The 22,176-nt window shown below is 57.5% G+C and carries 29 protein-coding genes; 5 read left to right on the plus strand and 24 right to left on the minus strand.

What is annotated here, in order from left to right; genetic code table 11:
• Positions 1 to 155: 155 nt before the first annotated feature.
• Positions 156 to 1,304 (minus strand): DUF5667 domain-containing protein, encoded by a 1,149-nt coding sequence (locus VMW13_04860; GenBank protein HUV44145.1) that lies wholly within the window; start codon positions 1,302 to 1,304, stop codon positions 156 to 158.
• Positions 1,291 to 1,878: a sigma-70 family RNA polymerase sigma factor gene (locus tag VMW13_04865; protein HUV44146.1), complete on the minus strand. Its 588-nt coding sequence runs from the start codon at positions 1,876 to 1,878 to the stop codon at positions 1,291 to 1,293. Before VMW13_04865 ends, VMW13_04860 begins: the two co-directional genes overlap by 14 nt.
• 238 nt (positions 1,879 to 2,116) lie before the next feature.
• Between VMW13_04865 and rimI the strand changes: the two genes are divergently transcribed.
• Entirely contained in the window at positions 2,117 to 2,791 is a 675-nt protein-coding gene (rimI, locus tag VMW13_04870) for a ribosomal protein S18-alanine N-acetyltransferase (protein HUV44147.1), read from the plus strand.
• Positions 2,792 to 2,854: 63 nt separating this feature from the next.
• Here the strand turns inward: rimI and VMW13_04875 are convergent, their stop codons facing one another.
• The 4 genes from VMW13_04875 to VMW13_04890 all read right to left on the minus strand — a co-directional run bounded on the left by VMW13_04875 (position 2,855) and on the right by VMW13_04890 (position 4,798).
• The gene (locus VMW13_04875; GenBank protein HUV44148.1) at positions 2,855 to 3,325 is read right to left on the minus strand and encodes a hypothetical protein; all 471 of its coding nucleotides are present in this window, start codon (positions 3,323 to 3,325) and stop codon (positions 2,855 to 2,857) included.
• Positions 3,326 to 3,449: 124 nt separating this feature from the next.
• Positions 3,450 to 3,674 carry a tautomerase family protein gene (locus VMW13_04880; protein HUV44149.1) on the minus strand — a complete coding sequence of 75 codons (225 nt, stop codon included), beginning with the start codon at positions 3,672 to 3,674 and terminating at the stop codon, positions 3,450 to 3,452.
• Between the two features lie 127 nt (positions 3,675 to 3,801).
• The gene (locus VMW13_04885) at positions 3,802 to 4,017 is read right to left on the minus strand and encodes a hypothetical protein (GenBank protein HUV44150.1); all 216 of its coding nucleotides are present in this window, start codon (positions 4,015 to 4,017) and stop codon (positions 3,802 to 3,804) included.
• A 127-nt stretch (positions 4,018 to 4,144) separates the two neighbouring features.
• Entirely contained in the window at positions 4,145 to 4,798 is a 654-nt protein-coding gene (locus tag VMW13_04890) for a class I SAM-dependent methyltransferase (protein HUV44151.1), read from the minus strand.
• 78 nt (positions 4,799 to 4,876) lie between these two features.
• On the opposite strand from VMW13_04890, the gene VMW13_04895 reads away from it, so the two are divergent.
• Positions 4,877 to 5,392: a deoxyuridine 5'-triphosphate nucleotidohydrolase gene (locus VMW13_04895; protein ID HUV44152.1), complete on the plus strand. Its 516-nt coding sequence runs from the start codon at positions 4,877 to 4,879 to the stop codon at positions 5,390 to 5,392.
• Between the two features lie 11 nt (positions 5,393 to 5,403).
• Here VMW13_04895 and VMW13_04900 read toward each other — a convergent pair whose 3' ends face one another.
• The 8 genes from VMW13_04900 to VMW13_04935 all read right to left on the minus strand — a co-directional run bounded on the left by VMW13_04900 (position 5,404) and on the right by VMW13_04935 (position 10,057).
• Positions 5,404 to 5,856 carry a GNAT family N-acetyltransferase gene (locus VMW13_04900; GenBank protein ID HUV44153.1) on the minus strand — a complete coding sequence of 151 codons (453 nt, stop codon included), beginning with the start codon at positions 5,854 to 5,856 and terminating at the stop codon, positions 5,404 to 5,406.
• A 17-nt stretch (positions 5,857 to 5,873) separates the two neighbouring features.
• Positions 5,874 to 6,347 carry a cytidine/deoxycytidylate deaminase family protein gene (locus VMW13_04905; protein ID HUV44154.1) on the minus strand — a complete coding sequence of 158 codons (474 nt, stop codon included), beginning with the start codon at positions 6,345 to 6,347 and terminating at the stop codon, positions 5,874 to 5,876.
• Position 6,348: 1 nt separating this feature from the next.
• Positions 6,349 to 6,894 carry an AAA family ATPase gene (locus VMW13_04910; protein HUV44155.1) on the minus strand — a complete coding sequence of 182 codons (546 nt, stop codon included), beginning with the start codon at positions 6,892 to 6,894 and terminating at the stop codon, positions 6,349 to 6,351.
• A 192-nt stretch (positions 6,895 to 7,086) separates the two neighbouring features.
• Complete coding sequence (locus VMW13_04915) at positions 7,087 to 7,395, minus strand: ABC transporter permease (GenBank protein ID HUV44156.1); 309 nt, start codon at positions 7,393 to 7,395, stop codon at positions 7,087 to 7,089.
• Between the two features lie 18 nt (positions 7,396 to 7,413).
• Positions 7,414 to 7,749 (minus strand): hypothetical protein, encoded by a 336-nt coding sequence (locus tag VMW13_04920; GenBank protein ID HUV44157.1) that lies wholly within the window; start codon positions 7,747 to 7,749, stop codon positions 7,414 to 7,416.
• Complete coding sequence (locus tag VMW13_04925; protein ID HUV44158.1) at positions 7,746 to 8,042, minus strand: hypothetical protein; 297 nt, start codon at positions 8,040 to 8,042, stop codon at positions 7,746 to 7,748. Before VMW13_04925 ends, VMW13_04920 begins: the two co-directional genes overlap by 4 nt.
• 33 nt (positions 8,043 to 8,075) lie before the next feature.
• Positions 8,076 to 8,561, minus strand: coding sequence for an ATP-binding cassette domain-containing protein (locus VMW13_04930; GenBank protein ID HUV44159.1), 486 nt, complete (start codon positions 8,559 to 8,561; stop codon positions 8,076 to 8,078).
• A 53-nt stretch (positions 8,562 to 8,614) separates the two neighbouring features.
• Positions 8,615 to 10,057, minus strand: a complete 1,443-nt coding sequence (locus tag VMW13_04935; GenBank protein ID HUV44160.1) for an MATE family efflux transporter — start codon at positions 10,055 to 10,057, stop codon at positions 8,615 to 8,617.
• 159 nt (positions 10,058 to 10,216) lie between these two features.
• Between VMW13_04935 and VMW13_04940 the strand changes: the two genes are divergently transcribed.
• From VMW13_04940 to VMW13_04950, 3 genes are all read left to right on the plus strand, one after another.
• Complete coding sequence (locus VMW13_04940; GenBank protein ID HUV44161.1) at positions 10,217 to 11,542, plus strand: hypothetical protein; 1,326 nt, start codon at positions 10,217 to 10,219, stop codon at positions 11,540 to 11,542.
• A 91-nt stretch (positions 11,543 to 11,633) separates the two neighbouring features.
• The gene (locus tag VMW13_04945; protein ID HUV44162.1) at positions 11,634 to 12,335 is read left to right on the plus strand and encodes a DUF4352 domain-containing protein; all 702 of its coding nucleotides are present in this window, start codon (positions 11,634 to 11,636) and stop codon (positions 12,333 to 12,335) included.
• A gap of 3 nt (positions 12,336 to 12,338) precedes the next feature.
• Complete coding sequence (locus tag VMW13_04950; protein HUV44163.1) at positions 12,339 to 12,956, plus strand: hypothetical protein; 618 nt, start codon at positions 12,339 to 12,341, stop codon at positions 12,954 to 12,956.
• A gap of 6 nt (positions 12,957 to 12,962) precedes the next feature.
• Here the strand turns inward: VMW13_04950 and VMW13_04955 are convergent, their stop codons facing one another.
• The 10 genes from VMW13_04955 to VMW13_05000 all read right to left on the minus strand — a co-directional run bounded on the left by VMW13_04955 (position 12,963) and on the right by VMW13_05000 (position 22,109).
• Entirely contained in the window at positions 12,963 to 13,466 is a 504-nt protein-coding gene (locus VMW13_04955; protein HUV44164.1) for a rubrerythrin family protein, read from the minus strand.
• 104 nt (positions 13,467 to 13,570) lie between these two features.
• On the minus strand, positions 13,571 to 14,437 hold the full coding sequence (gene ispE / locus VMW13_04960) for a 4-(cytidine 5'-diphospho)-2-C-methyl-D-erythritol kinase (protein ID HUV44165.1): 867 nt from the start codon (positions 14,435 to 14,437) through the stop codon (positions 13,571 to 13,573).
• 55 nt (positions 14,438 to 14,492) lie between these two features.
• Positions 14,493 to 15,530, minus strand: coding sequence for a transglutaminase-like domain-containing protein (locus VMW13_04965; protein HUV44166.1), 1,038 nt, complete (start codon positions 15,528 to 15,530; stop codon positions 14,493 to 14,495).
• Between the two features lie 25 nt (positions 15,531 to 15,555).
• On the minus strand, positions 15,556 to 16,434 hold the full coding sequence (gene rsmA / locus VMW13_04970) for a 16S rRNA (adenine(1518)-N(6)/adenine(1519)-N(6))-dimethyltransferase RsmA (protein HUV44167.1): 879 nt from the start codon (positions 16,432 to 16,434) through the stop codon (positions 15,556 to 15,558).
• The gene (locus tag VMW13_04975) at positions 16,431 to 17,042 is read right to left on the minus strand and encodes a GNAT family protein (GenBank protein HUV44168.1); all 612 of its coding nucleotides are present in this window, start codon (positions 17,040 to 17,042) and stop codon (positions 16,431 to 16,433) included. Before VMW13_04975 ends, rsmA begins: the two co-directional genes overlap by 4 nt.
• A gap of 1 nt (position 17,043) precedes the next feature.
• The gene (locus VMW13_04980) at positions 17,044 to 18,639 is read right to left on the minus strand and encodes an ATP-binding protein (GenBank protein ID HUV44169.1); all 1,596 of its coding nucleotides are present in this window, start codon (positions 18,637 to 18,639) and stop codon (positions 17,044 to 17,046) included.
• A gap of 3 nt (positions 18,640 to 18,642) precedes the next feature.
• On the minus strand, positions 18,643 to 19,107 hold the full coding sequence (locus tag VMW13_04985; protein ID HUV44170.1) for a GNAT family N-acetyltransferase: 465 nt from the start codon (positions 19,105 to 19,107) through the stop codon (positions 18,643 to 18,645).
• A 14-nt stretch (positions 19,108 to 19,121) separates the two neighbouring features.
• Positions 19,122 to 19,724, minus strand: a complete 603-nt coding sequence (locus VMW13_04990) for a hypothetical protein (GenBank protein HUV44171.1) — start codon at positions 19,722 to 19,724, stop codon at positions 19,122 to 19,124.
• 325 nt (positions 19,725 to 20,049) lie between these two features.
• On the minus strand, positions 20,050 to 20,679 hold the full coding sequence (locus VMW13_04995) for a GNAT family N-acetyltransferase (protein ID HUV44172.1): 630 nt from the start codon (positions 20,677 to 20,679) through the stop codon (positions 20,050 to 20,052).
• 236 nt (positions 20,680 to 20,915) lie between these two features.
• Complete coding sequence (locus tag VMW13_05000) at positions 20,916 to 22,109, minus strand: DNA double-strand break repair nuclease NurA (GenBank protein ID HUV44173.1); 1,194 nt, start codon at positions 22,107 to 22,109, stop codon at positions 20,916 to 20,918.
• Positions 22,110 to 22,176: the final 67 nt, after the last annotated feature.

Genomic DNA, 22,176 nt, shown 5'->3' on the forward strand with positions numbered 1-22,176 from the left:
TCCTCGGTAGGAGGGCTCTTCTGGCCGGTAAGGAGGAAGCGGTCCCCAGAAGAATAGGTCTTGACATAACTAGAGAAACAAATCGAGCCTGTTACGCTCGATTTGTTTCTGGTAGCTTTTCCGAGCAATCAATAACGTCAAAGAGTGATGACAGGTCAGTGGAGAGCACCACTATCTGACACAGGTTTGGTGGATTGGCCCCGGTGAATACGATTACTCTCTGGAGGGTCACCGGACTGGTCCTGATTGGAGTCACCATTCGCTGGAGGGTCATCGGACTGGTCCTGATTGGAGTCACCATTCGCCGGAGAGTTGCCGGACCGGTCCCGGTGAGTGTCTTCATCTGCCGGAGAATCATCGGACTGGTTATTCAACTCCTCAAGGACTTTCTTATAGCTGGCCACTGATATCGCTATCGCCTGTAGTATCGCGGGCCTTGCCGATTCCGGAGCCTGCTCCAGCAGGGCGCGGAGCTGTTCCGGCTGGTTGACTGCATACTGCCCCAGCAATATCCTGAGTTTAGCCCGCTCCTTGATTCCGGCAGCATTCTCAGACATCGCCCGCGCCGATGGACCCTGATTGTCTTCGGCAGCAACCGTGGGACGTGCTGTCGTCGCTGAAGGCTGATTCGCTGCCGATTTCTGCGGCGCTGTCTCGCTTATGGGCTTCGCCTCCGCCGCTTTGTCTTTTGCCGGAGCCGGGGCCTTTTCCGTGGCAACAACCTCTATCTTCTCGACAGCCAGGGACAGGTGGGACATCATCGCCAGATGATTGTTGAGACGTTTGGTAACCTTCTCTACCTGTTGGAGCTTGCCCTTCTCAATGGCGTAGGCTATCTCGGCAATCCTGCGGTCGGCCAGAGTAGCATACAGTTCCGCCTTGTCAACATCAGAAGAACTCAGTGTCAACCTGACGTTCTCCGTAGCCAGCTTCACCCCGTAGAGTGGAGTACCCGGCATACTGGAATCGGCAGCCACGACGGTGCCACCTCCGGCAAGCATCACCACCATGACAACGGCGGCTACCATCACCCAGCGGGGCTGCCAGGTCAGGATAGGCCGCCACCTTCTTACTGCCGATTTATCCATCTCCGAGTGCAACTGGTACCGCGCTCTGGCCCTGAACTCCACGCTCGGCTCAATGGTTAACGTCTCACGGGTAACCATAGCCGTCCGCAATAGCGGTTCAAGTTCGGTGGCATACTCAGGGTACCTTTCCAGGCACTGCTCCACGGTCTCTCCGCTGGTGAGCAATCGCTCCAGGCACTCGTCGAGGATATTGTTGAACTCCCTATCCTTTGACACCGTTCTCTCCCACGAGAAGTATTCTACGCAGGGCTGCTATCGCACTGTGTTGTAACGCCTTAACCGCTCCCTCACTCTTGCCCATGACTCTGGCGACCTCAGCAATAGCCAGCCCACCGGCAAAGCGCAGGCTGACCACCTCACGCTGCGCCGCGGTCAACTGCCGGGTTGCTGCCATCACGCGCTCGATATCCAGCCGCCGCTCAACAACCTGCTGCACGTTGTCATTACTGGCCACCAGCGATTCCTCGAGCGGGACTGTCGGTCTCTTGCTCTCTTTCCTGAAGAAGTCGACGACAAGGTTGTGGGCGATACGAAACAGCCAGGCAGAGAAAGGCACCCCCCTCCACCTGTAAGAGGAGATGGACTTATAAGCCTTCACGAAGACCTGCTGGGTCATGTCCTCAGCCTCCGCCCTGTTCCCTATGCGGGCAACCACATAGCGATAGAGCTTGCCGAAATAGGTCTCGTATAACTCGGTAAAAGCCTCCTTGTCTCCGTTCTGTGCGCGGTGGACAAGGTCCTGTTCATCCTGCACCAGATAACCCCCGTTCATGCAGATGCTCACGTTCATTCTACATCCTGCGCAGACGTAGCACCAATCCGGCGGTCATCGGGCACACTATCTATAACGCAATAAGCGAAAAAAGGATAGGCGATGAAAGAGACATCATGCCCATTCCACGGATGCTTGTGGAAAAATGGCGCGGGGCATCAGTGCCGCCCCTTCACCACGATGCACGGTCGTACCGGTACGGAGTAAATGTGCTACAATTATCCATAAATATGAGTCCCTGCCGGAGAATGAGCCTGTGCCTGACTATGTTCGCCAGATGCGCCGTGAAGATATCGACCGGGTGCTTGAAATTGACCGTGAGGCCTTCCCCACGGAATGGCCGCCACCCAACTTCGAGCGGGAACTCGACAACCGTCTGGCCTGCTACATAGTGGCCTGCCGGGCCGAGGCCGGAAACATTCCGGATCTGGTTGAGGCAATCCGGAAGTCAGACCCACCGGAGAAAAGCTTTGCCGGCCTGATATATCGGGTACGGAAGCTCTTCGGTAACAACAGGCTGCCAGACAAAGAGCCTTCAGCGCGGGGTGACGAGGTCATTACCGGCTTTGCCGGTTTCTGGGTCTTGGTTGACGAGGCCCACATAACCAGTATCGCAACCCGGGAAGTATACCGTCGACAGGGCATCGGGGAACTGATGCTGCAGTCCGTTATCGACCTGGCTGCCGGAAAGAAGGCCCGTATGGTTACCCTGGAAGTCCGCGTTTCCAATATCGTTGCTCAGGGCCTCTATGCCAGGTACGGCTTCAACCAGGTGGGTCTGCGGCGAGGCTACTATACCGATAACCGGGAAGATGCCTTCGTGATGACAACCGATAGTATCCATTCGGCGGCATTCCGGGCACATGTCCGGGAGCTGAAGCAGACCTACCAGGCGAAATGGGGAACGGACCGCTATCAACTGGCGCACTAATCCCTGGTCCGGGAAGTTTGACATGACATCGTGGCGTGTCCCGAACGACATTACAACAGGGTATCAGCGTTCGCCAAACAGAAAACCGCTGATGGATGGATACCTCGGGGAGACCTCGGTCGTGCCAATGGTGTCCATCAGCCACTCCTCAAGTCCCTCACGGCACCTGGCCAACGGTTCCTCCAACCTGGAAACATTGATATCCTGGTAGCTAAGCGACTTGTTCTTCCTGGTCATCTTTAAGTCCTGGTTGACTTCTTCGACCATATCGAAGGTCAACTTCAGGGTCTCTTTCAATGACTCACCGAGAAAACTAATCTTTGACTTGTTGATTTCCCAGTTCGTCTTCTCCAGTCTCCTGGGCTTCTCTCGCTGATGGAAAGTATCCACCAGTACCTGGTTCAGCTTCACGTCATAAAGCAGGAACTGAATTACTTCCGGACGATGCGCGACGCCGCCACGTCCCCTGAAAAAGGAAAACAGCACCACTATTACAATTATCGTAAGAACGACACCCAGAGCCCCGAAGTCCATCACCGCCTCCTTATCTCAAGTACACCAGGTGGTCTTAACCACACGTAGATTAAACCACATTACCTGTCGTCTGTCTATAAATACAACCCCGGGCAGACTTGTCCGGGCACACCTGACTCTATGTTTACGGTGCTGGCTCTGAAGCCAGCTTACCCGCAATCGACCAGTTGTGCTTGGGATTGTCTTTCACAATGACCTGCACCGCTTCCCGCGGTACACCTATCTGGACGAAGGACTCGGTTATCCCCTCGACCAGTTTCTTCTTCTGGTCGATAGTGCGACCTTCCCACATCTCAATGATAACAACCGGCATAACAGCCTCCCGGGCGGATTCTACGAGCAGGCACATCGTAGCTCGGGTAGCGGGGTTTTGTCAACACGGTGTTGTGCGGTGTCCAGTACAGCCGATGCTGTTTCCCCCCACAAGAAGAAAACTCCACTACCCTGCAGGGATGGTGCCAAGGGGCAGGATGCCCCTACCGCTTGAACCTGTCTCTCATGGACTGGGCCTCCTGCTGCCGGTCGAACTCCTCCTGGCTCAGTGGCTCACAGGACTCCAGTGTGCTACCCGCAATCTTGACGGTGAAAAGCGCGCGGCATTTCCAGCACCGGTACGGTCCCTCGTAGTTCGCGTTGGACAGAGAGAAGCTGCCTTCTATACCGCATTCCGGACAGTTAATTTTCATCATCATAGCCGCACCACCTCCCCGGCATGATACTGTAGTTCTTGTACCTCTTCTAACAAATGCTATTACTGATGGCGTGATTTGTCAATAGCCGTTCCGGGGGCAGCACAGGAACAGGCAGGAGACGGCGGGGTCACTCCTTCCCCACCAGCAGGCAGATGTTCCGGGAGAAGAACTTCAGCGGAAAACGGTAGGAGCTTTCCGGGAAGGACTTCAGTATCCGAAAACCAGCCCTCTTCACCAGCCCCTCCAGCTCCGGATAGGTGAACAGGTAGTAGTAGCGGTACAGGACCTCGTTGCCGGTTCGCCATGGAACAGCCGCCTCCCTCCCCCTCAGCCGGAATCTGGACTGCCACCGGTTCCAGACAGTGATAAATGCCTCGCCGCCCGGTTTGAGGACTCGGTAGAGTTCACCAAGGGCTATCGCTGCGCCATCCCGTTTCAGGTGGTGGTAGGTAGCCACCGAGAGCGCCCAGTCAAAGGTCTCCGCAGCGAAGGGCAGGCGGGCAACATCCGCCATCACCAAGCCGGGGTTGAAGCTGAACTTGAGTGCGTACTTCTGCCCCTGCCGCAGCATCTCCCCGGAGAAGTCCACGCCGTGCAGGTCGAAATCGGCGGCAAACGGCAGGAAGTCGGGGCCGTGAGCACAACCGAGGTTCAGCAACCGACCGCTCCGCCACCTCTGCGCCAGGGTCTCCAGCTCGTTGCGGAATATCGACCAGTGCCGGAAGTTGTACCAGCCGGGAGCTATTCGGTCGAATGTATCCGTAGCTAATTTTCTCTCCACAGACCCCCCGATTATAGCATACGCGCTACCAGCTACTCCTTGACACCATCACAGCCGATAGTACTATACTTGATTATCATGACCGCCGTCCTGTCAAGAGAAGATATCCGCAAGCTGCTGGAGGCAGACCCGCCGCTGGTCGAGGGTTACCGCGACCTGGAGTCCCAGCTACAGCCCAACGGGTTCGACTTCACGGTGCGGGATATCGCCCTGCCCCAGACACAGGGCCGGATTGCCGTCAGCAACAACCAGAGACTGGTGTCCGACCTGGCGCCGCTGGTCTTCGATGGGCTGGGCTTTCTGGAGTTGATGCCCGGTGCTTACATCATCACCTACAATGAAGTGGTAAACCTGCCCAACAACGTCATGGCTTTGTCCCGGCCGCGCTCCAGTCTCCTCAGGAGCGGGGTTACGGTACATGGTGCCGTCTGGGACGCCGGTTACTCCGGCCGCTCCCGCACGCTGATGGTGGTGCATAATCCGCGCGGCTTTCGACTCCAGAGGAACGCAGCAGTCGTCCAGCTTATCTTCATGCGGTTGACCGGAGAGACGGAAGGGTACTCCGGAACCTACCAGGGGGAGAACCTGCAGTAGGGGACAAGGCCTCACAGCTGCATTTCGAGCTGGACGGCGTCCTCTTTGAACCCGCATTTGCGGTAGAATCGTCGCGCGGCGCGATTGGTCTTCTCGGTGCTGACCTCAAGCTCGATACAGCCAAGGTGACGGCACGTCTCGACGGCAGCCTGGACCAGCTGGAGGCCGACGCCCGACCCGCGGGAACTCCGGCGGACGAACATCTCATCAATCAGTCCGCTCAGGCCATCGTGCAGGGCCGTACGGCGCACCGCGAAGTTGATGCAACCGACGACGTCGCCTCCGTCCTTCGCCACCAGCAGATAGCAGGCGGGACTGTGCAGGAGGGTAGAAACGTTCTCCGTGACGACCGCCGTGTCCAGGCCTTCCCTGCTGTCCACGGTATCGACGAGTTCAGACAGCAGGGCAACGATCGCGGGCAGGTCTGACTCCGTCGCCTCAATTATGCGTATGTTGCCCGGCATACCATCGTCTCCTGCAGTCAGTCCAGAAACCCGATACGGTCGGACGGCCTTTCCCTTATCTCTACCTCTACTCCGGCTTCACGGAACAGCTCCCGGAAGGCGTCATCACTGTACTCCCCGAAGCTGACGAACCGCTTTATCCGGGCGTTGACCAGCATCTTGGCGCAGAGCACACAGGGCGTATGGGTGCAGTAAATCGTGCACCCCCCCAGGCTGACACCGTGTAGCGCTGCCTGGATGATGACGTTCTGTTCGGCGTGAATGGCGCGGCAAATCTCGTGCCTCTCCCCGGAAGGAATGTCCTGCTCATCCCGCAGGCAACCCAGCTCCAGGCAGTCTTTGAGGCCGGCGGCGGCACCGTTATAGCCGGTGGTCAGGATATGCTTGTCCCGGACGGCGATCGCCCCCATGTGGTGCCGGAGGCAGGTGGCACGTTCCGCCACCACCGAGGCTATCTTCAGGAAATAATCGTCTATGCTCAGTCGCTCCAACTCAGACCCCCACAACGGATATGATGCGCTCTGTTTGCCGGGCAAGGTCGTCCAGACCGGACTCGTTGATAACCAGGAAGTCCGCGACTGCGATGGGGCCGCCCTTGTTGAGGTTCTCTATCTCGGCGCGGTCCCGGCCGGTCGCCTCTTCAGGGGTCAACGGCCGCTCGCGTCTCCTGCCCAGCCGAGCGTACCGGGTAGCCGGTGACGCCCAGACTGCCACCAGGCACATATCTTCGCCAAAGTGGTTCTTGAGGTGAATATACTCCTCCCAGGAGTAGAGGCCGTCAATGACCACATCCGACGTCTTCAGGGCGGTTTCAATCCGGGGCAGGTTCAGTTCGGCATAGGTCGCCATCCCGTGCTCCTTGCGCAGCAGTTCCCGGACGGAGCGCTCGTTGGCCTCGTTCAGCACCAGCCCCCGCTTCCTGACCTCCTCATCCGTAACGTCGCCGAACCTTATCCTGACGAATCCATTTCGCGCAAACAGGCGGGCTACCTCTGACTTACCCGCTCCGGCCATACCTACGACAGAAACAACCTTCATACGTCACCATTATAGGCAAGTGCCCTGGCGGAAAGCAAAGGCCTGAGTTAACTCAGGCTCCCTGCCCCGGTCTCGCGAGGCCGGTCGGCCTCATACCGTCAGTCGGCGGCGCATGGTGAACAGGGCCAGGGCGAAGAAGACTGCCGCCACGACCACGATGTACCCCAGAGCGGCCAGATGGACCGCGTGGAACTACCCGTGAAAGAGCGCCCTGGTAAGGGTAACCACCGGTATCAGCGGGGCAATCCAGCTGAGGTTCTGCACCACCACCGGAAAACGCGAAAGCGGGAAGAACACCCCGCTGAAGAAGAACATCGGTGTGATGAACAGGGTGAAGAGGTGGTTGAAGGTATAGAACGAAGGCACCAGGGAGGTCACGAGCACGGCGATGGCGGCGAACATCAGCCCCTGGAGACAGGAAAGTGCCGGTACCAGCAGTGTCCACCACGAGTCCATCAGCTGAAAAGCAACAGCAATCACCAGAATGACGGTGCCGGTCATCAGGGCGCGTGTCGCCCCTCAGAATATCTCCCCGGCAACAACGTCCTCGACATTGAGCGGGGTAGCGATAATGGCATCGAACGTCTTGCGCTCCTCCATGCGGAAGAAAGTGCCGTAGGTACACTCGCCGAAGACAGTGAACATGGCATAGGAAGCTACGATTCCTGGGATGATGAATTCCATGTAGTCCTGCCCGCCGACCAGTCCCACGTAGGCCCCCAGACCGAGACCCATCGCCAGTATGACGATAATCGGCTCGACTATCGTGCCCGGCGCCTCCGTGTGCCACAGTCGCAGGAAGACGTCACGGTTGCGTTGCCACATGCGCCAGAAACGCCAGCTAAACATCCTCATTCCGCGTCCAGTGTCTTGCCGGTGAGTCTGAAGAACACGTCCTCCAGGGTGGCCGGTCTCTCCCTCAACTGCTCCGGCTCCACGGTCAGTCCTTCCGGCAATTGCTCGTGGTCAACGTCCAGCACCTGAAGCGAGTTGCCCAGGTCCAGGAATTCCAGCCCGGTCCGGGTAAGCGCCTCCACGGTACGGTCCCGGCTCCCCGAGTCCACCGCTATCTCCACCACCCGGTCGCCGACGTGCTCCAGGACCAGGGCCCGCGGTGAATCCAGGCTCAGTATGCGTCCCTGGTGCATTACGGCCACGCGGTCGCAGAGGACGGCCGCCTCCTACATGTTCTGGGTGCAGAGAAGCTGCGTGACCCCCCGCGCCCGAAGCTCGCGTAGCTGCTGCCAGACTAGGTGCCGGGTCTGCGGGTCAAGACCTACCGTCGGTTCGTCCAGGATGGCGATTCGCGGCTGATTAATCAGCCCCCGGGCATTCGCCTCCGCCTTGGTTATGCCAAAGTACCGGGCGAAGGTGGTCAGGTTCTGGAGGACGGTCAGGTCTTCGTCCAGGTTGTCCATCTGGGGCACCACACCGAGGACGGCCTTCACCTGCCGCGGATGCCTCCTGACGTCCATACCATCGACCCAGATGTCGCCGCTGAGCGGTGGCGAGACGGCGGTGATCATGCGGATGAGTGAGGTCTTGCCCGCGCCGTTCGGCCCCAGCAGGCCAAAGCACTCCCCCTCCTCCACCTCCAGGTCGACTTTGTCGACCGCCAGCAGGTCCTTGAACTTCTTGGACAGATTGCGGGTGACGATAATGGCCATGAACCCTCCGTGTGTGGGTTTCCAGCCCATGCTATCAGCTTGGCTGGTTACCGTCAATCCAGGGTGGCCCGACCCCTTGGCACTGATTCCGGGACAATCTCGGTTACCGGCGCAACATCCCACACCCCACTCCGCTGCTGATGTCGGTACTCGTGATACAACCAGACAGCAGACACAATGCTGCCGAGTCCGTCTGATATCGGTATCGACAACCAGACGCCGTTAATACCGATGTACCTCGGCAGCAGCAGTAAGGCCGGAATGAAGAAGAGAAGCTGACGTGCCAGCGACATCACCATCGCCGTTTTCCCTTTTGACAGTCCCTGGAAGGTAGTGATAAACATAATCGATGGGCCTATCAGGATAAGGGTGGAGATAAAGAGGCGCATCCCCGGCACGGCGACACTCATCAGTTCCGGGTCGTTATTGAATATACCGATTGCCTGCGGGGTGAATATCTCCAGGAATACCGTGGCGAGGCCCAGCAGTACCGCCAGGCTCAGTGAAGCCAGTCGCACCGCTGCCCAGAGCCGTTTCCAGAGGCCGGCCCCGAAACAGTAACCGACAATCGGCAGCAATCCGTGCCCCACGCCGATAATGGGCATGAAGGCAAGGTCCGATATCCTTATCGCTATCCCCAGTGCTGCCAGTGCCACCGAGCCGAACCCGGCGACAATCCGGTTGAAGAAAGCGAAGGTAATAGTCTCGGTGAGCTCCATCATCATTGAAGGTAAGCCCACCCGGTATATCTGCGCTATTATGGAAAAATCCGGCTTGAGATGGTGCAGTTTGAGGCGATATACGGAGCGGTTACCCACCAGATAGTAGAAGCTAAACGCGGCGCCGACCACGCCGGCAATCGATGTTGCCAGTGCCGCCCCACCGACACCCATCTCCGGAAACGGTCCCCAGCCAAAGATGAGGAACGGGTCCAGTACCACATTAACGATGGCGCCGGCAATTGTGAACATCATTGGTTTGATGGCATCCCCCGAAGCCTGAAAAACGTTGCGCGTCATCAGGCGGAAGAGCATGAAAGGCGTGCCAAACCCAAAGAAGAATATGTAGTCGGCCGCCATGTCCGCGATATCCTCGCCAGCGCCCAGCAGGGTCGCAATCGGCCGGGCAAGAAACGAGCTTACCACCACAAGTAAGATACCAAGGACCGCAGTCAGTGGAAACAACTGCCCCGCGACGCGGTTGGTAGTCTCAATATCCTTCTCGCCGAAGCACCGCGAAGCAAGTGCGTTGGCCCCCACGCCGGTGCCGACACCAGCAGCGATGACCAGGATAAAAAAGGGGAAGGTAACCGTCACTGCGGCAATCGCCTGATAGCTAAGCTGGCCCAGCCAGAAGGTATCCGTAAGGTGGTAGAGCGATATTGTGAGCATAGAGGCAATACTGGGCAGGCTCAAACGCAGCAGCAGCTTGCTCAGCCGCTCCGTGCCGAGACGCTCGGTAGTATCCTGTAGTTGTCCGGGGTTCTCAGGTTCCACTGGTCTTTCCACAAAACAGACTTGTCGGGCGACGCACGATATCGCCCGACAGTATATACAATCCATCCTATCAGCTTTGTGTATGGCACACAACCAGAATAAACGGAGCCGGAACGTGTGTTATAATTCGGGCAAGATTACGTCGGATAAAAGCGGAGAATGTCAGAAACGAGGAACCTGTCGAGCAGAATTAAAGAGTACCTGCCGTCGGAGCTGGTCAACTTTGTGCAGGCGGTTGGCGCTATTGCCGCTTACCAGGGACACCACCTTTACCTTGTTGGCGGTGTTGTGCGCGACCTTCTCCTCGACCGCAGCAACCTTGACCTCGACCTCGTGGTTGAAGGCGATGCCTTGGCCCTGGCACAACAGGCAGCCAGCGTCACGCAGGGAAAACTCACCGTGTACCGTCGCTTCGGCACCGCCAGGCTTCGCTGGGGCAAATGGAGCATCGACTTCGTCCGGGCACGCTCCGAGACCTACGACCGACCGGGTGCCCTGCCACGGGTAACCCCCGGCTCCCTGAGCGAGGACCTCTTCCGTCGCGACTTCACCATCAACGCAATGGCCATTAACCTCAATCCCGGCTGCTACGGCGAGGTTATTGACATATATGGTGGCCGGGCAGACCTGGAGAAAAAGTACATCCGCGTACTCCACGAGAAGAGCTTCACCGACGACGCCACCCGCATCTGGCGCGCCCTGCGTTATGAGCAGCGGCTGGATTTCCATCTGGAAACGGATACCCGCAGGCTGCTTGCCCGGGATATACCCATGCTGGACACCATCAGCAGTGACCGCATACGGCACGAGTTGGACCTGGTTCTGAAAGAGGCACAGCCGGAGAAAGTGCTCCGGCGGGCGAAGGAATTGAAGGTGCTATCCCGACTCCACCCCGCGCTGAAGGCCGGTCACACTCTCTCGGCAAGGTTCCAACGGGCCCGCGAGGTGGTTTCACCGGAGTCGCAACTGGCCAGCGAACTGGCTTCATCGGAGTCGCGACTTGCCAGCGAACTGGCTTCATCGGAGTCGCGACTAGCCAGCGTCTACCTGGCTTTGCTGACCTACCCTCTGACCGACAAGGAGGTGGAGGACTTCATCTCACTCCTCAGAGTACCCGGAAGGTCGGCCAAGATCATGCGGGACAGCCAGAACCTCAAGACCAAACTCAAGCTTCTGGCCACTGCCAATCTCGCCCCGAGCCGTGTCTATACCGCTCTTCAGGGTTATGCCCCGGTGGCGCTGCTCGTCAGCGCGGTAGCCACCGACTCCACGACAGTCAGCCGGAACATCGGGCTGTTCTATGGCTGGCTGCGTTACGTCAAACCGTCCCTGACCGGTAACTGTCTGATACAGATGGGCGTGGCACCCGGCCCCGGAGTGAAGGAATTCCTCGAACGTCTGCGCGCCGCCAGGCTTGACGGAGAGGTGACCACCCGGCAGGGAGAACGGGAGATGGTTACGGAGTGGCTACGGGAGCGCGGTTGATTATCAGGCCTGCCTGGGTGTATTCTACGGTAAGTGGGGCTTTCGCCAGACCGGGGCAGGTCTGACTGACGGACCGGAAAGAACGACGAAGATGACAAAGATACTCCTGGTGGCAATGATAACGGTCCTGGCAACGGCCACGGCCTGTTCATCGGGTCTTACCCGCGGCGACCGGACCAGCGACGAAGCCCACGCTTTCCTGCTGCACAGCGCACAGATTATCGACAAGCTTGATGGGGATACACCGGGCGAGGGGAATACCTTTCTCATCATCAAGTACGAGGTTGAAAACCTTCATAGCCAGAGGGATGCTCAGCGGCAGTGGAACGAACAGATAGTGCTGGCAAGCGGTGACGACTTCTTCGATCCTGTTCCCCTCAAGTCCCTTGATAATGAGCTCTGGCAAACGACACTGGCAAGCGGTGAGTCCAAAACGGGCTATATTGCTTACGCGGTGCCCGACGAAGTGGATGACTTCAAGCTGACACTCACCCTCCCGGTATCCGGTACTGAAAGTGTCTACGACTTCCGGCCGGTAGACATAAGGATAAGTGCAAACGCGGACTTCGTCCTGAGCCGGCTGGAACAGATAGAGCGGACCAGGGGAATTTTCCTTATCGGTGGTCTGCTGGGTTCCTTTACCAGCTCCCCTATCAGATACTTGGGGACAATACTCGTCCCCGAAGAGGAAATCGACCAGTTGCTGGAAGACACGAAAGACCTCTCCGAGGACGCGAGACTGGCGGCGATAGAGGATTACCTGCTGTCGCACGGGCATGGGAAGCTGGAGTAGGGCATGCCACTTAGCGTAGACTGGGCCTCCCTGCAGGACTTCGCCACACTATTCCAGTACTTATGGTACCGTGATTTCCCCATAGACGAGATATCCAGGGGCGGGAAGCGTAGCGACTGGACCATTCATGTCGGGATCGTGGTTCGTAACGTGGCTGACCTGATGGGATTGGTAACCAGATTCGAGAGTGGCGGGAGAAAGGACGCAGTGCTTAGAAGCACTGCGGGCGATGAAATCGATATCGAATGGGAGTGGGAAGGCGTTTGGGGGGCGAACGAAATCAAAAAGTTGCGAGAGCACCACGTATGGAGCAAAGAGAGCGGAGACGACAAAAGGCCCCTGAGATACGCGGTTCTCGTAACCTACACTCACCCACCTAACGTAAAGAAAGTTTGCGATTACGTCCAATCACAATGGGAAGATGCAAAATGGCCTCTCTTACTCATTCTCATCGACGTCGAAGAGTCTACCAAGTACACGTCGGGTAAGGACTTCCAGTACATTCAGGCATATCAATTCGACGAACATGGCGAGACTGAGCTTCGCCGTGCCCCGGCCTTTCCTTGGAGGGTGGAAGGTACACGATGGTACCAGACTTGGCAAGACCAGTCGCCCGGTTAACGTCCGCTACTCCACCCGCGTGAATGACTTCGCCGGCGCGCCACAGACCGGACACTTTTCCGGGGCTTCTCCGGCCACGGTGTAGCCGCATACCTGGCAGACGAAAACAGGCTCGTCCTTTATCTCCTGCTCGGACTCCAAGGCCTTCAGCGCCTCCTGGAACAGGTTGTAGTGGACCTCTTCCACCTGGTTGGCCAGGTCGAAAGTTCTCTCCGCCCGCTTGTAGTCGTCAATCCTGGCCTGCTCTATGAACGAAGGGTACATCCCGGTGAACTCACGGTGCTCGCCGATAACGCCGGCGGTCAGGTTATCCCTGGTTGAGCCGATGCCGTCCATGGCATTGAAGTGATTGCGGGCGTGAATTGTCTCTGCCTCGGCAGCGGCTCGGAACAGCCTGGCTATCTGCGAGTGGCCCTCTTTTTGCGCCTTCTCCGCGAAGAAAATGTAGCGGCGGTTAGCCTGGCTCTCTCCGGCAAAGGCAACATGCAGGTTTTTCTCAGTATCGGTCATATCATACTCCTTTAACGTGTCTGCGCGAACTCTCTGCGCGTCTGCGCGAACTCTCTCCTGTAGTCAATTATAGCTGGTGCGGGTGGTTTATTCTAGCCGCTGAACTAGTTTAGCCACTCTCCGGTCGCCAGCATCTCCGCCAGATACACCTCCATCCCCGGCCGGCTTAACCGGTCGTGCAGTCCCTCAGCTTCGGTCCTATCTTTTATCAGCGTAAACAGCGCCGGTCCTGACCCGGTGAGGTGGACGTTATCAGCACCGGCAGCGAGCATCCGCTCCCGGCAAGCCACCAGTTCCGAGGAACTGGTATAAGCGCTGCGCTCGAAGGTATTGAATAGCCGCGACGGAGCGAAGTCCCTGCCGGTCTTCAGTGTCTCCACCAGCCGTTCGGTGGCTCTACCATCTGTGTAGTCCGCCTCTTGCAGGTTCGCATAGGCACGACCGGTCTTCCCTGGCTCCCGTGGCACTTCCGGCAACACCAGGACAACCCACATTGTCGACAACGACGGCAGCGGGGTGACCTTCTCCCCCCGGCCCTCTATCATTACCGTCCCTCCGTACAGGAACAGGGCTACGTCGGAGCCCAGTCTTGATGCCAGCTCCCGCAGCTTCTCCTGAGACAGGTTGAGCTCCCACAACCCGTTGAGTCCGCGAAGTACGGCGGCGGCATCACTGCTGTCCCCGCCCAGACCGGACATCAGCGGGATGTACTTTTCGACCTGAATCTCCACTCCCAGATTGCACCCGGTAGCCTCACGAACCAGGTCGACTGCCCTCGGTACCAGGCTCTGCTCAGGGAGCCACTCCGGCATGTTCGAACTGTATTCCGTTTGTCGGCTGGCTTGAAAGAGGAGACGGTCGCACAATCCTATCGTCTGGACGACGCTGCGGATTTCGTGATAGCCGTCATCACGTTTGCCGACGACCTCAAGAGTCAGGTTCAGCTTGGCCGGTGCCAGTAAAGTCAGCATGGTGATTCCACTCGTGCAAATATCTTCTTATCCAAGCTCCAGATTTACACGGAGGTTACTCTTCTGTCCACGTTATGAACTCCGCTGTGCTGGAAAACTGTTGATGGTCAGTCTCTGAGAAAGCTGTGACTATTTCTGCTCCCGGAATGTCATTCTCCCAGTAGGATAACCACTGGTTGATGGCAATAGAGACACTCTCAGACCGGAGAGTTCCGTATTGATAGCCGGTATAGTAATTCCCCGCCGGGTCAAGAATAGTGAGTTTACCGCCAGCAACCGGGAAAGCAACCGCTGCATGGCCCTGGACTTCAGGAACACTAGAATGAATTGTTAAAACCCAGATGTCATATTCTCCTTCGTTATAACTCCGTAGCATGCTTGCGAGTAGCACTGCCATATCTTCACAGTCACCGGTCTCATCTTCAAGAGTCTCCTCCGGCGTTCGCCAACACTCGTTGCGCCATGATAATTCACCGGATATGATTTCCGGAAGGAACGGTATGTAGCTGTCTTTAGCATATGATATGTTGTTTACTACCCAGCGATACAATCGCTCGCAATCGCTCCAATACTCATTTACGTTCTCAGAATAACCGCCAGCAATTTCCTGCACTTTTGCCGATACTAACAAGTTGTCAGGGGTTATAAAGCTTTGCTCGTCTTGTGGTGTTAATCCCAGCCGAACATTAATTTCGTCTCTAATGCTGCTGTACTGATTTGCCATTTGACTGTTCTTGTTCTTTTCTGTCCCTAAATTACTTTGAGTTGAAGTAAGTTCGTTCTTAGTGGAATGCAGCTGGGCTGTGATATTAACCAGCTGATTTTTGGTGACATCCAACTCTGTTTCGGTGGTATCCAGCTGAGCTTTAATATCCACTAACTGAGCCTCAGTATCCACTAACTGAACCTCAGTATTATCCAGCAAGGTTTTAGTTTCAGCAAGTTGTTTGTTGGAAATATCTAATTCAACCCTGGTATTCACAAGTTGGGCTTTGGTATCTTCTAACTGATACCAGAAGGAACCACAGAGAGCAGCGCACGTAACCAGTAGAATTACTGCTACTATGAAGAGTCTCTTCCAAACATTATGCATTGCCGCCCTCCTTTTTCGGATAGCTTCAGTAGTAAGTTCCGGAATATACTTTCCACAGTCGCCCCCACTCCTCAAGGGACAGGGTCTCCGCCCGCCGCTTCGGTTCGATTCCGGACTCTTCCAGCATACGTAGCACCTCTGCTCTGGGTAACCCCAGTCCCCGCACCAGGGAGTTGACCAGTTGCTTGCGGGAAGCGCTGAACCCGGCCCGCACCACACTGAAGAAACCCGCCTCGTCACTCACCGCCACCATCGGTTCGGTGGACACGCTTATCTTTAGTATTGCGGAATCAACATCCGGCACCGGATAGAAGCACTCTGCCGGTACGTGGCCGACAATCTCCGGCTCTCCGTAGAGCTGCACGCCCACGCTGAGCAGGCTCATCCGGCCCGGTTTTGCGGCAATGACTTCAGCCACCTCCTTCTGCACCATCACCACCATAGTCCTCGGTCTTGTCGAAGCCTCCAGGAAGTGTCGCAGTACCGGCGAGGTGATGTAGTAGGGCAGATTGGCCACTACCTTGTACTCAGGCCCCCCGGCTTCCCGCAGAAGGACTGCCGGGTCTATCTTAAGGATATCTCCATTGATGATGGTAATATTATCGAAAGCAGCCAGGGACTCCTTCAGGACTGCGGCAAGCCTGTCATCCAGCTCGACGGCAACCACCCGGCCGGCCCTTTCGACCAACTTACGGGTCAGGACGCCCAGCCCAGGGCCAATCTCAACAACAACATCGGTCGAAGCAAGCTCGGCAGACTCGATAATCAGCCGCAGTACACTTTCATCGACGAGGAAGTGCTGTCCCAGTCCCTTTCTTGCTCGCAGACCGGCATGACGCAGCAACCGTCTGGTCTGCACAAGAAGCGATTCCCTTTCCGGTCGAGGACGACTGGCAGGAGTCATTCGCCGCTCCTCATTACGACAACATCCTCGTGTCGGGGTCGGAACCTCTCCCGGTCCCTTTCCCATTCGGAGCGCAGCAGGCTGAGAAACCATTCATCCCGCCACTCCCCACGCTTGATGACGTCGCTTCTCAAGGTACCGTCCAGGGAAAAACCGTTCTTCTCCAGCGCCCGTCTGCTGCCCACATTCCCGACAAATACACCCGCATGCGCGCGCACTACACCGAGATACTCAAAGGAGAAGTGGCAGACAAGGCGAATCGCCTCGGTCATGTAGCCCCGGTTCCAGTAGGGCGCACCCAGCCAGTAGCCGACGTTGGCCTGCAAAGGGTGCTCTTTCAGGCGAGAGCCGATGCATCCTATCAGTCCGGGGTGGTCGGTACGCTCAATGGCCAGGTTGCAGCCTTCGCCGGTCTCCAGTCCTGCCTGATAGCGGCGGAAGACGTCGGACATCTCTGCTTCGTCCGCCGGGCCCTCCCACAACAGGCGTGATAGCACCTCTTCGTCGGACACGAGACGGTAGGCGTCCGCAGTATCAGTGGGCTGCGCGGGACGAAGCCGGACCCTGTCCCCCACAAGCTCGATGCACTCGAAACCAGGGGGAGACATTTCAGTCCCAGAGCTCCTCGATGTCCTTCTGCGCCCGCTGGCCGGTATCTCCGGCCGGCATAAAGCGCTTGTAAGACTCCGCCGAGCCGTACTCCAGGGGCTGGAACGCCACCGGCATCGGCACGGCGTGGCCGAAGATGAGCGCCTGCCGCTTCGGGGCCAGCTTGGAGAGCACCGACTTCAGCTCATTCTTCCCGGCAACACCGGCAAGCACGCTGTCGATATCCCTCTCGTTGTCGAGCAGGCAGGTTATCTTGGTGCCCATCTGGGACATAACCTCTTCGTCGATGCCGCTCGGTCTCTGGTCGATTACCAGCAGACTGACATTATACTTGCGCATCTCACGGGCGATTGTACCGAAGATAGCCTGGCTGGCAACCTCCCGGTTGAGGAACTTGTGCGCTTCCTCAATGGTGATAACCAGGGGATTCGGCTGGGCAAGACCCTCACCCATCGCTCGCTCCATCCTCTCCTGGTACTGGGCATAGATGCGCCGTGCGAGCATGTTGGCCACCAGCATATAGGCGGTGATATCCCGATACCGGCCGAACTCGAGGACGACGTTCATGCCGCGGTCTAGGTATTCCAGCATGGTGCGGACAGCATTGGTGGGTACATGGGGCTGGATGAAGGGCAGCCGCCGGATTGTCTGGAGACCTCTCTGGAGATTCTTCAGGGTGCTTTCGTGTATGTTCAGACCTTCCGGTATTTCATCGGAGTCCTGCAGGGCAAGCGTCCTCTCTATCCACTCACCACGGAACCTGCGATGCAGTTGATAGACTGCCTCAACCGCCGGCTCGGTAAGGTTCAGTGTCTGGCGGAGTAATACAATGTCTTCCGGCTCAATCTCGTCATACCCTATTCTGACCACGAAGTCGGTACTCACACCCCGGTGTCGCGAGTTCTCTTCGTCCAGGGTGAACACGGCCACCTGGTCCGGGAATAGCTGCTTCAATGCCTTGACCTTACGATGGCCCTCCTCGCTGCTCCCCTCCCAGCCGTACTCGTTGTGCATGTCGAATATCAGATTGACCGCCTTGCTCTTCTGGAGCATACCGATGAGCAGAATCCGGGTGAGGAAGGTCTTGCCGGTGCCGCTCTTGCCGAAGATGCCGTTGGAGCGCTTGACAAATTCCGGCAGGTCGAGGCACAGTTTGGTCTCCATGTCCAGCGGGTTGCCGACGTTGAAGCGAGTATCGTCCTCTTCACCGAAGATAAGCTCCATATCCGTGTCCGAAGCCAGGTTCACCGCCGAGAAATGGCTGGGAACGGTCTTCACCGGCTCCGGCCCCTCGATACCCATCGTCAGCATGGGCAGGACGTGGAGAGCCCCGTAGGTGGCCGTCCCGTTAAGCACCTCGGACAGGAAAGAATCGCCTTCACGGGGCGGGGCAACGGTAAGCTCGGGGTCGGTCACACCGAGGCTGATATCGGTAATCATGCCGAAGAAGCGCCGCTGTCGTCCCTCGATGGTGACATAGCGCCCGACCACCATATCCTCTACCGAAGCCGCGCTATCCAGCCTGACCTCAGTGCCTTTGTCTACCGAACCGGAAACAACGATACCGAGTCGCTGATTGATATTCTCTTCAGTCACTACCTACTCCTCCAGGTCCCATCTGTAGCGGCACTTCTGCCTTTCACCCTCCCGATACATGTCGGTATCCTCCGGCAGGTCAACAATCTCAACAAACTCACAGTCAAGTATTTCGCACGTCCTGCGCGACGGATGGTTCTCAGGGTCGCAGGTTATCCACAATACGTTGAGGCCGTGGTCTAGAGCAACCTGCCTGACGAGATTGCAAGCCTTGGCGGCATAGCGGTTGCCCCGGTATCTCTCGTTAATCCCGTACCCGATGTGACCGGCATACTTTATCACGTGTTCCGTATTCCCAATCCGCAGGCTGACGCCGCCAATCGCCCCGGGCTTACCCGACAGGTGAATATCAAACTCGTACACCGGTAGATACTCCTTCTGTGGATTGGCAGGCCGTTTCTGACTGACAACGATCTCTATCTCGCCGTCAGTCAGTACTCCGTAGTCATTGAACCTGAAATCGTTCATTACAGACAGCACTCCTATTCCGGCGGCACAATCCTTTCCAGAATCGCCCTGAGCCGGCCGTACTCGCCACTGAGAAGCGTCGCCAGTTCCTTCCCCGCCGCAACGAGGAAGCCCCGGTTGTCCTCGTGGGCCTCGCTCATTTGGCGCAGGGTTGCCGCAACCAGTTCCTCCACCGCTACCGGTAGCGCTGTGCCGAGCAGCAGGCTCAGGAAATCAAATGAAGTGCTGAAGTCCCTGACGCTGTCCGGGGGGCACCGGTAGACGAAGCTGTGGATGCGGGCCGGCCGTGCCGGAAGGTACTGGAGCAGCTTGCCCCCCTCGGCATGTCCCACTACTAACGCGCTGAACTCACTACGGAGCAGCTTCTCAAGCTGGGGGCTGGCCTGGTAGACCGCCTCCTCGGTAGCTTCATCCTTGCCGCGGGCGATGGGACGCCGTCCCGGCTCCAGGCTGGCCGTGGCGGCATAATAGACAACGCCGAGAAGCTCTTCTCCGACATCGCCCACCTGCACCAGGCTGCCCAATGGCGGCGGCTGGTAGAGCTCGTAGCACTCGGCGACGAGCTGGGTGGTACTGGCCTCGATTACCTCACCGACTCTTTCCGCTGATTCAGTCATTCCCGGTTCTCTACTTCTTCTTCTCTTCCTTCTTCTCCTTTTTCTGCTTGGATTTCTTGACGTTCTTTCTGCCCTTGGTGCCCATTGTTACCTCCCGGTAGAATTTATGATTCCGGGGACCCCATCCCCGTGCGGCCCAGGTGGGCCGCCTTTCCCTTCCCCTTCAAGGGGAAGGGAAGGATTTATGTAAGAGGGGCTGCGCCCCTCTTCGACTCCCTGTTGGTGCGCTCTGTGACTACAGTTGGTATAATCCACGATATTCTACAACAAAGTAGGTGGTGTCTGCGTATTCTATACCCACACGGTCGACCGGTGCAACAGGGTGCTATTGCTGACGGGACTTCTCCCTCAACATGGCCCGGAGAACAATATCGGTGCTCGGGATTTCCCCTTCCTCAAGTACCTTGAAGTTGTAATGCTGGTAAATGGAAACATTCTTCTCCTCTTCGGTATCAAGATAGCAGGGCAGATTCTCCCTGTCTATTCTGGCAAGCATGGGTTTCAACAGTCTACTGGCATACCCCTTTCCCTGATAAGCGGGGTCCACACCGATAGCCTGGAGAAACCAGTGGAGGAAAGGCGCATGACGTTTGTGCGCCGCATCTATGAAACCGGTAACGGGGCTCTGCCTTGACAGGAAGTCTCTGCTATATCTGAATGGGAGAGACAATGCGCCAGCCCGTATCATTCTCCACTGGGACATATTCTCGCCCCTTTCCGATGGTATCCACACGGCTACACCTTCCAGGTTCTGAGAAGTCGCGTAAACCTCTCCATAGCGAATACTATCGCGGACCACTATTTCGAAAAGGTAGTGCAGCTTGTTCTTCCTTTCCACAGGGTCCGGAAGCAGATGGGTAAATATCGGGGAATCCTGAAACGCACGGGATAGAACCCGGGCCGCAGGTTTTACTCCTGACTTTCCCACCGGCATGAGATTCTTCAAGTCGTCCACAGCCGTTTTCTCCTTACTACGAAGATGTACTTCCGTAAGTAATGGCTAGATCCACCTCGTTCTCTTGTTCCGGCCAGACCCCCTGTCATTGCGAGCTTATCTACTGGCTTTGCTAGCAGGCCGAAGCTGAAGCAATCTCATCTTTGTAGATTGCGTGCCGCTGAAACCAGCGGCCTGGCGACAGGCCGACGAAAAGTCGGCACGCTCCTCGCAATGACACACGGTGTAGAAGCCATCTATACCCACCTTGTTCTCTTGCTCCAGCTCTTTGCCGAGCCGGTAGTGGGTAATTTCTCCTCCACCAGGGACAATTCCACCAGCCGCCAGAAGCCGGCGGCATCGGCGCCGGTGACGACCGCCTTCTCGTGGGCCTCACTCAGCGCCACCGGGTAACCATGCCCGCGCCGGCACTGGTCAAGGATAAGGCTGTGGGCCAGGCCAAGCAGACTGTCGTTGTTGGCCACCCAGTAAGGCACCTCGACCCGGGCAACCTCGTCATCCAGGTTCAGGTAGAAGAAGTGCACCTGGTGGGGGCCGTACCGACTCTGGATTTTGGAAGAGCTGATGAAGGTGTCCGACCTCTCCCCCGGCTCAAGCAGCCCGGCAAAAAGCTCGCGGTCGCGCACACCGGCCACGGCATCACACTCCCTGGTCTCACACGCTGGACAGTGGTCGCTGTCGACTGTCTCCCGGGGGCAGAGCGCCACCCGCAGGGCATTGACGACATCCATACTGCGGGGAAAGCTGATGTAGCTCGCCACAGCAAGCTGTCTCTCCCCGCTCAGCTTGCGCAGCCCCTCCAGACACCTCAGGAACCCTTTGTCCAGCAACTCCTCGGTGACGAACTCAGGGTATGGCTCCAGCCCCCAGAGTATCAGAGAGCCGTCGAGCAGTGCCACGGTCGGGCTATCCGTTGACGCCTCGGCCGCCAGCTCGGACAACCGGCGGGCTTCATCGACGGCACGCTTCATGCCCAGGAGCGCGCCTTCAATCACCTGCTCACGACCACGCACTCCGGGTGCGGCAATCACCAGGTCTTCATCCCCGGAATAGAGGCTGGGCTGGCTGTCCAGAACGGCCGCCGGACTGGTACCGTAGCGCAGCACCACCGAGCCGATGTTTATCAGGTAGCACCGGGCAGCACGGTGCCGGTCAACGTCAATATGGGAGCCGTCAGTGGCAACCACGGTGAAGTCGGCAGGTGTTGCAGGCGCCTCGTGATGTCCGTCAAGCCCGTCCACCAGACCGGCCACCAGCCAGGTCGTCCGGCTGGCATCAATCTTATTTTTGAGGGCTTCCACGTCACCGGCGTACCTGCCGAGGGCCTCCCGGGCATGCTCAAGGCGTTCCTGACGCTCCCGGCCTCTGGCCTTCAGCCGGGCCACCATATCGCCCACCTGGGAAATGAGCTTCGTAAGGTCCAGGGACATATCGGCCACCCCCAAGGAATGCCAACCCGTACTATACCGAAAGTATAGTGAATCAGGCCGGTGAACT

The sequence above is a fragment of the Dehalococcoidales bacterium genome, from assembly GCA_035529395.1.
Taxonomy (GTDB): Bacteria; Chloroflexota; Dehalococcoidia; order Dehalococcoidales; family Fen-1064; genus DUES01.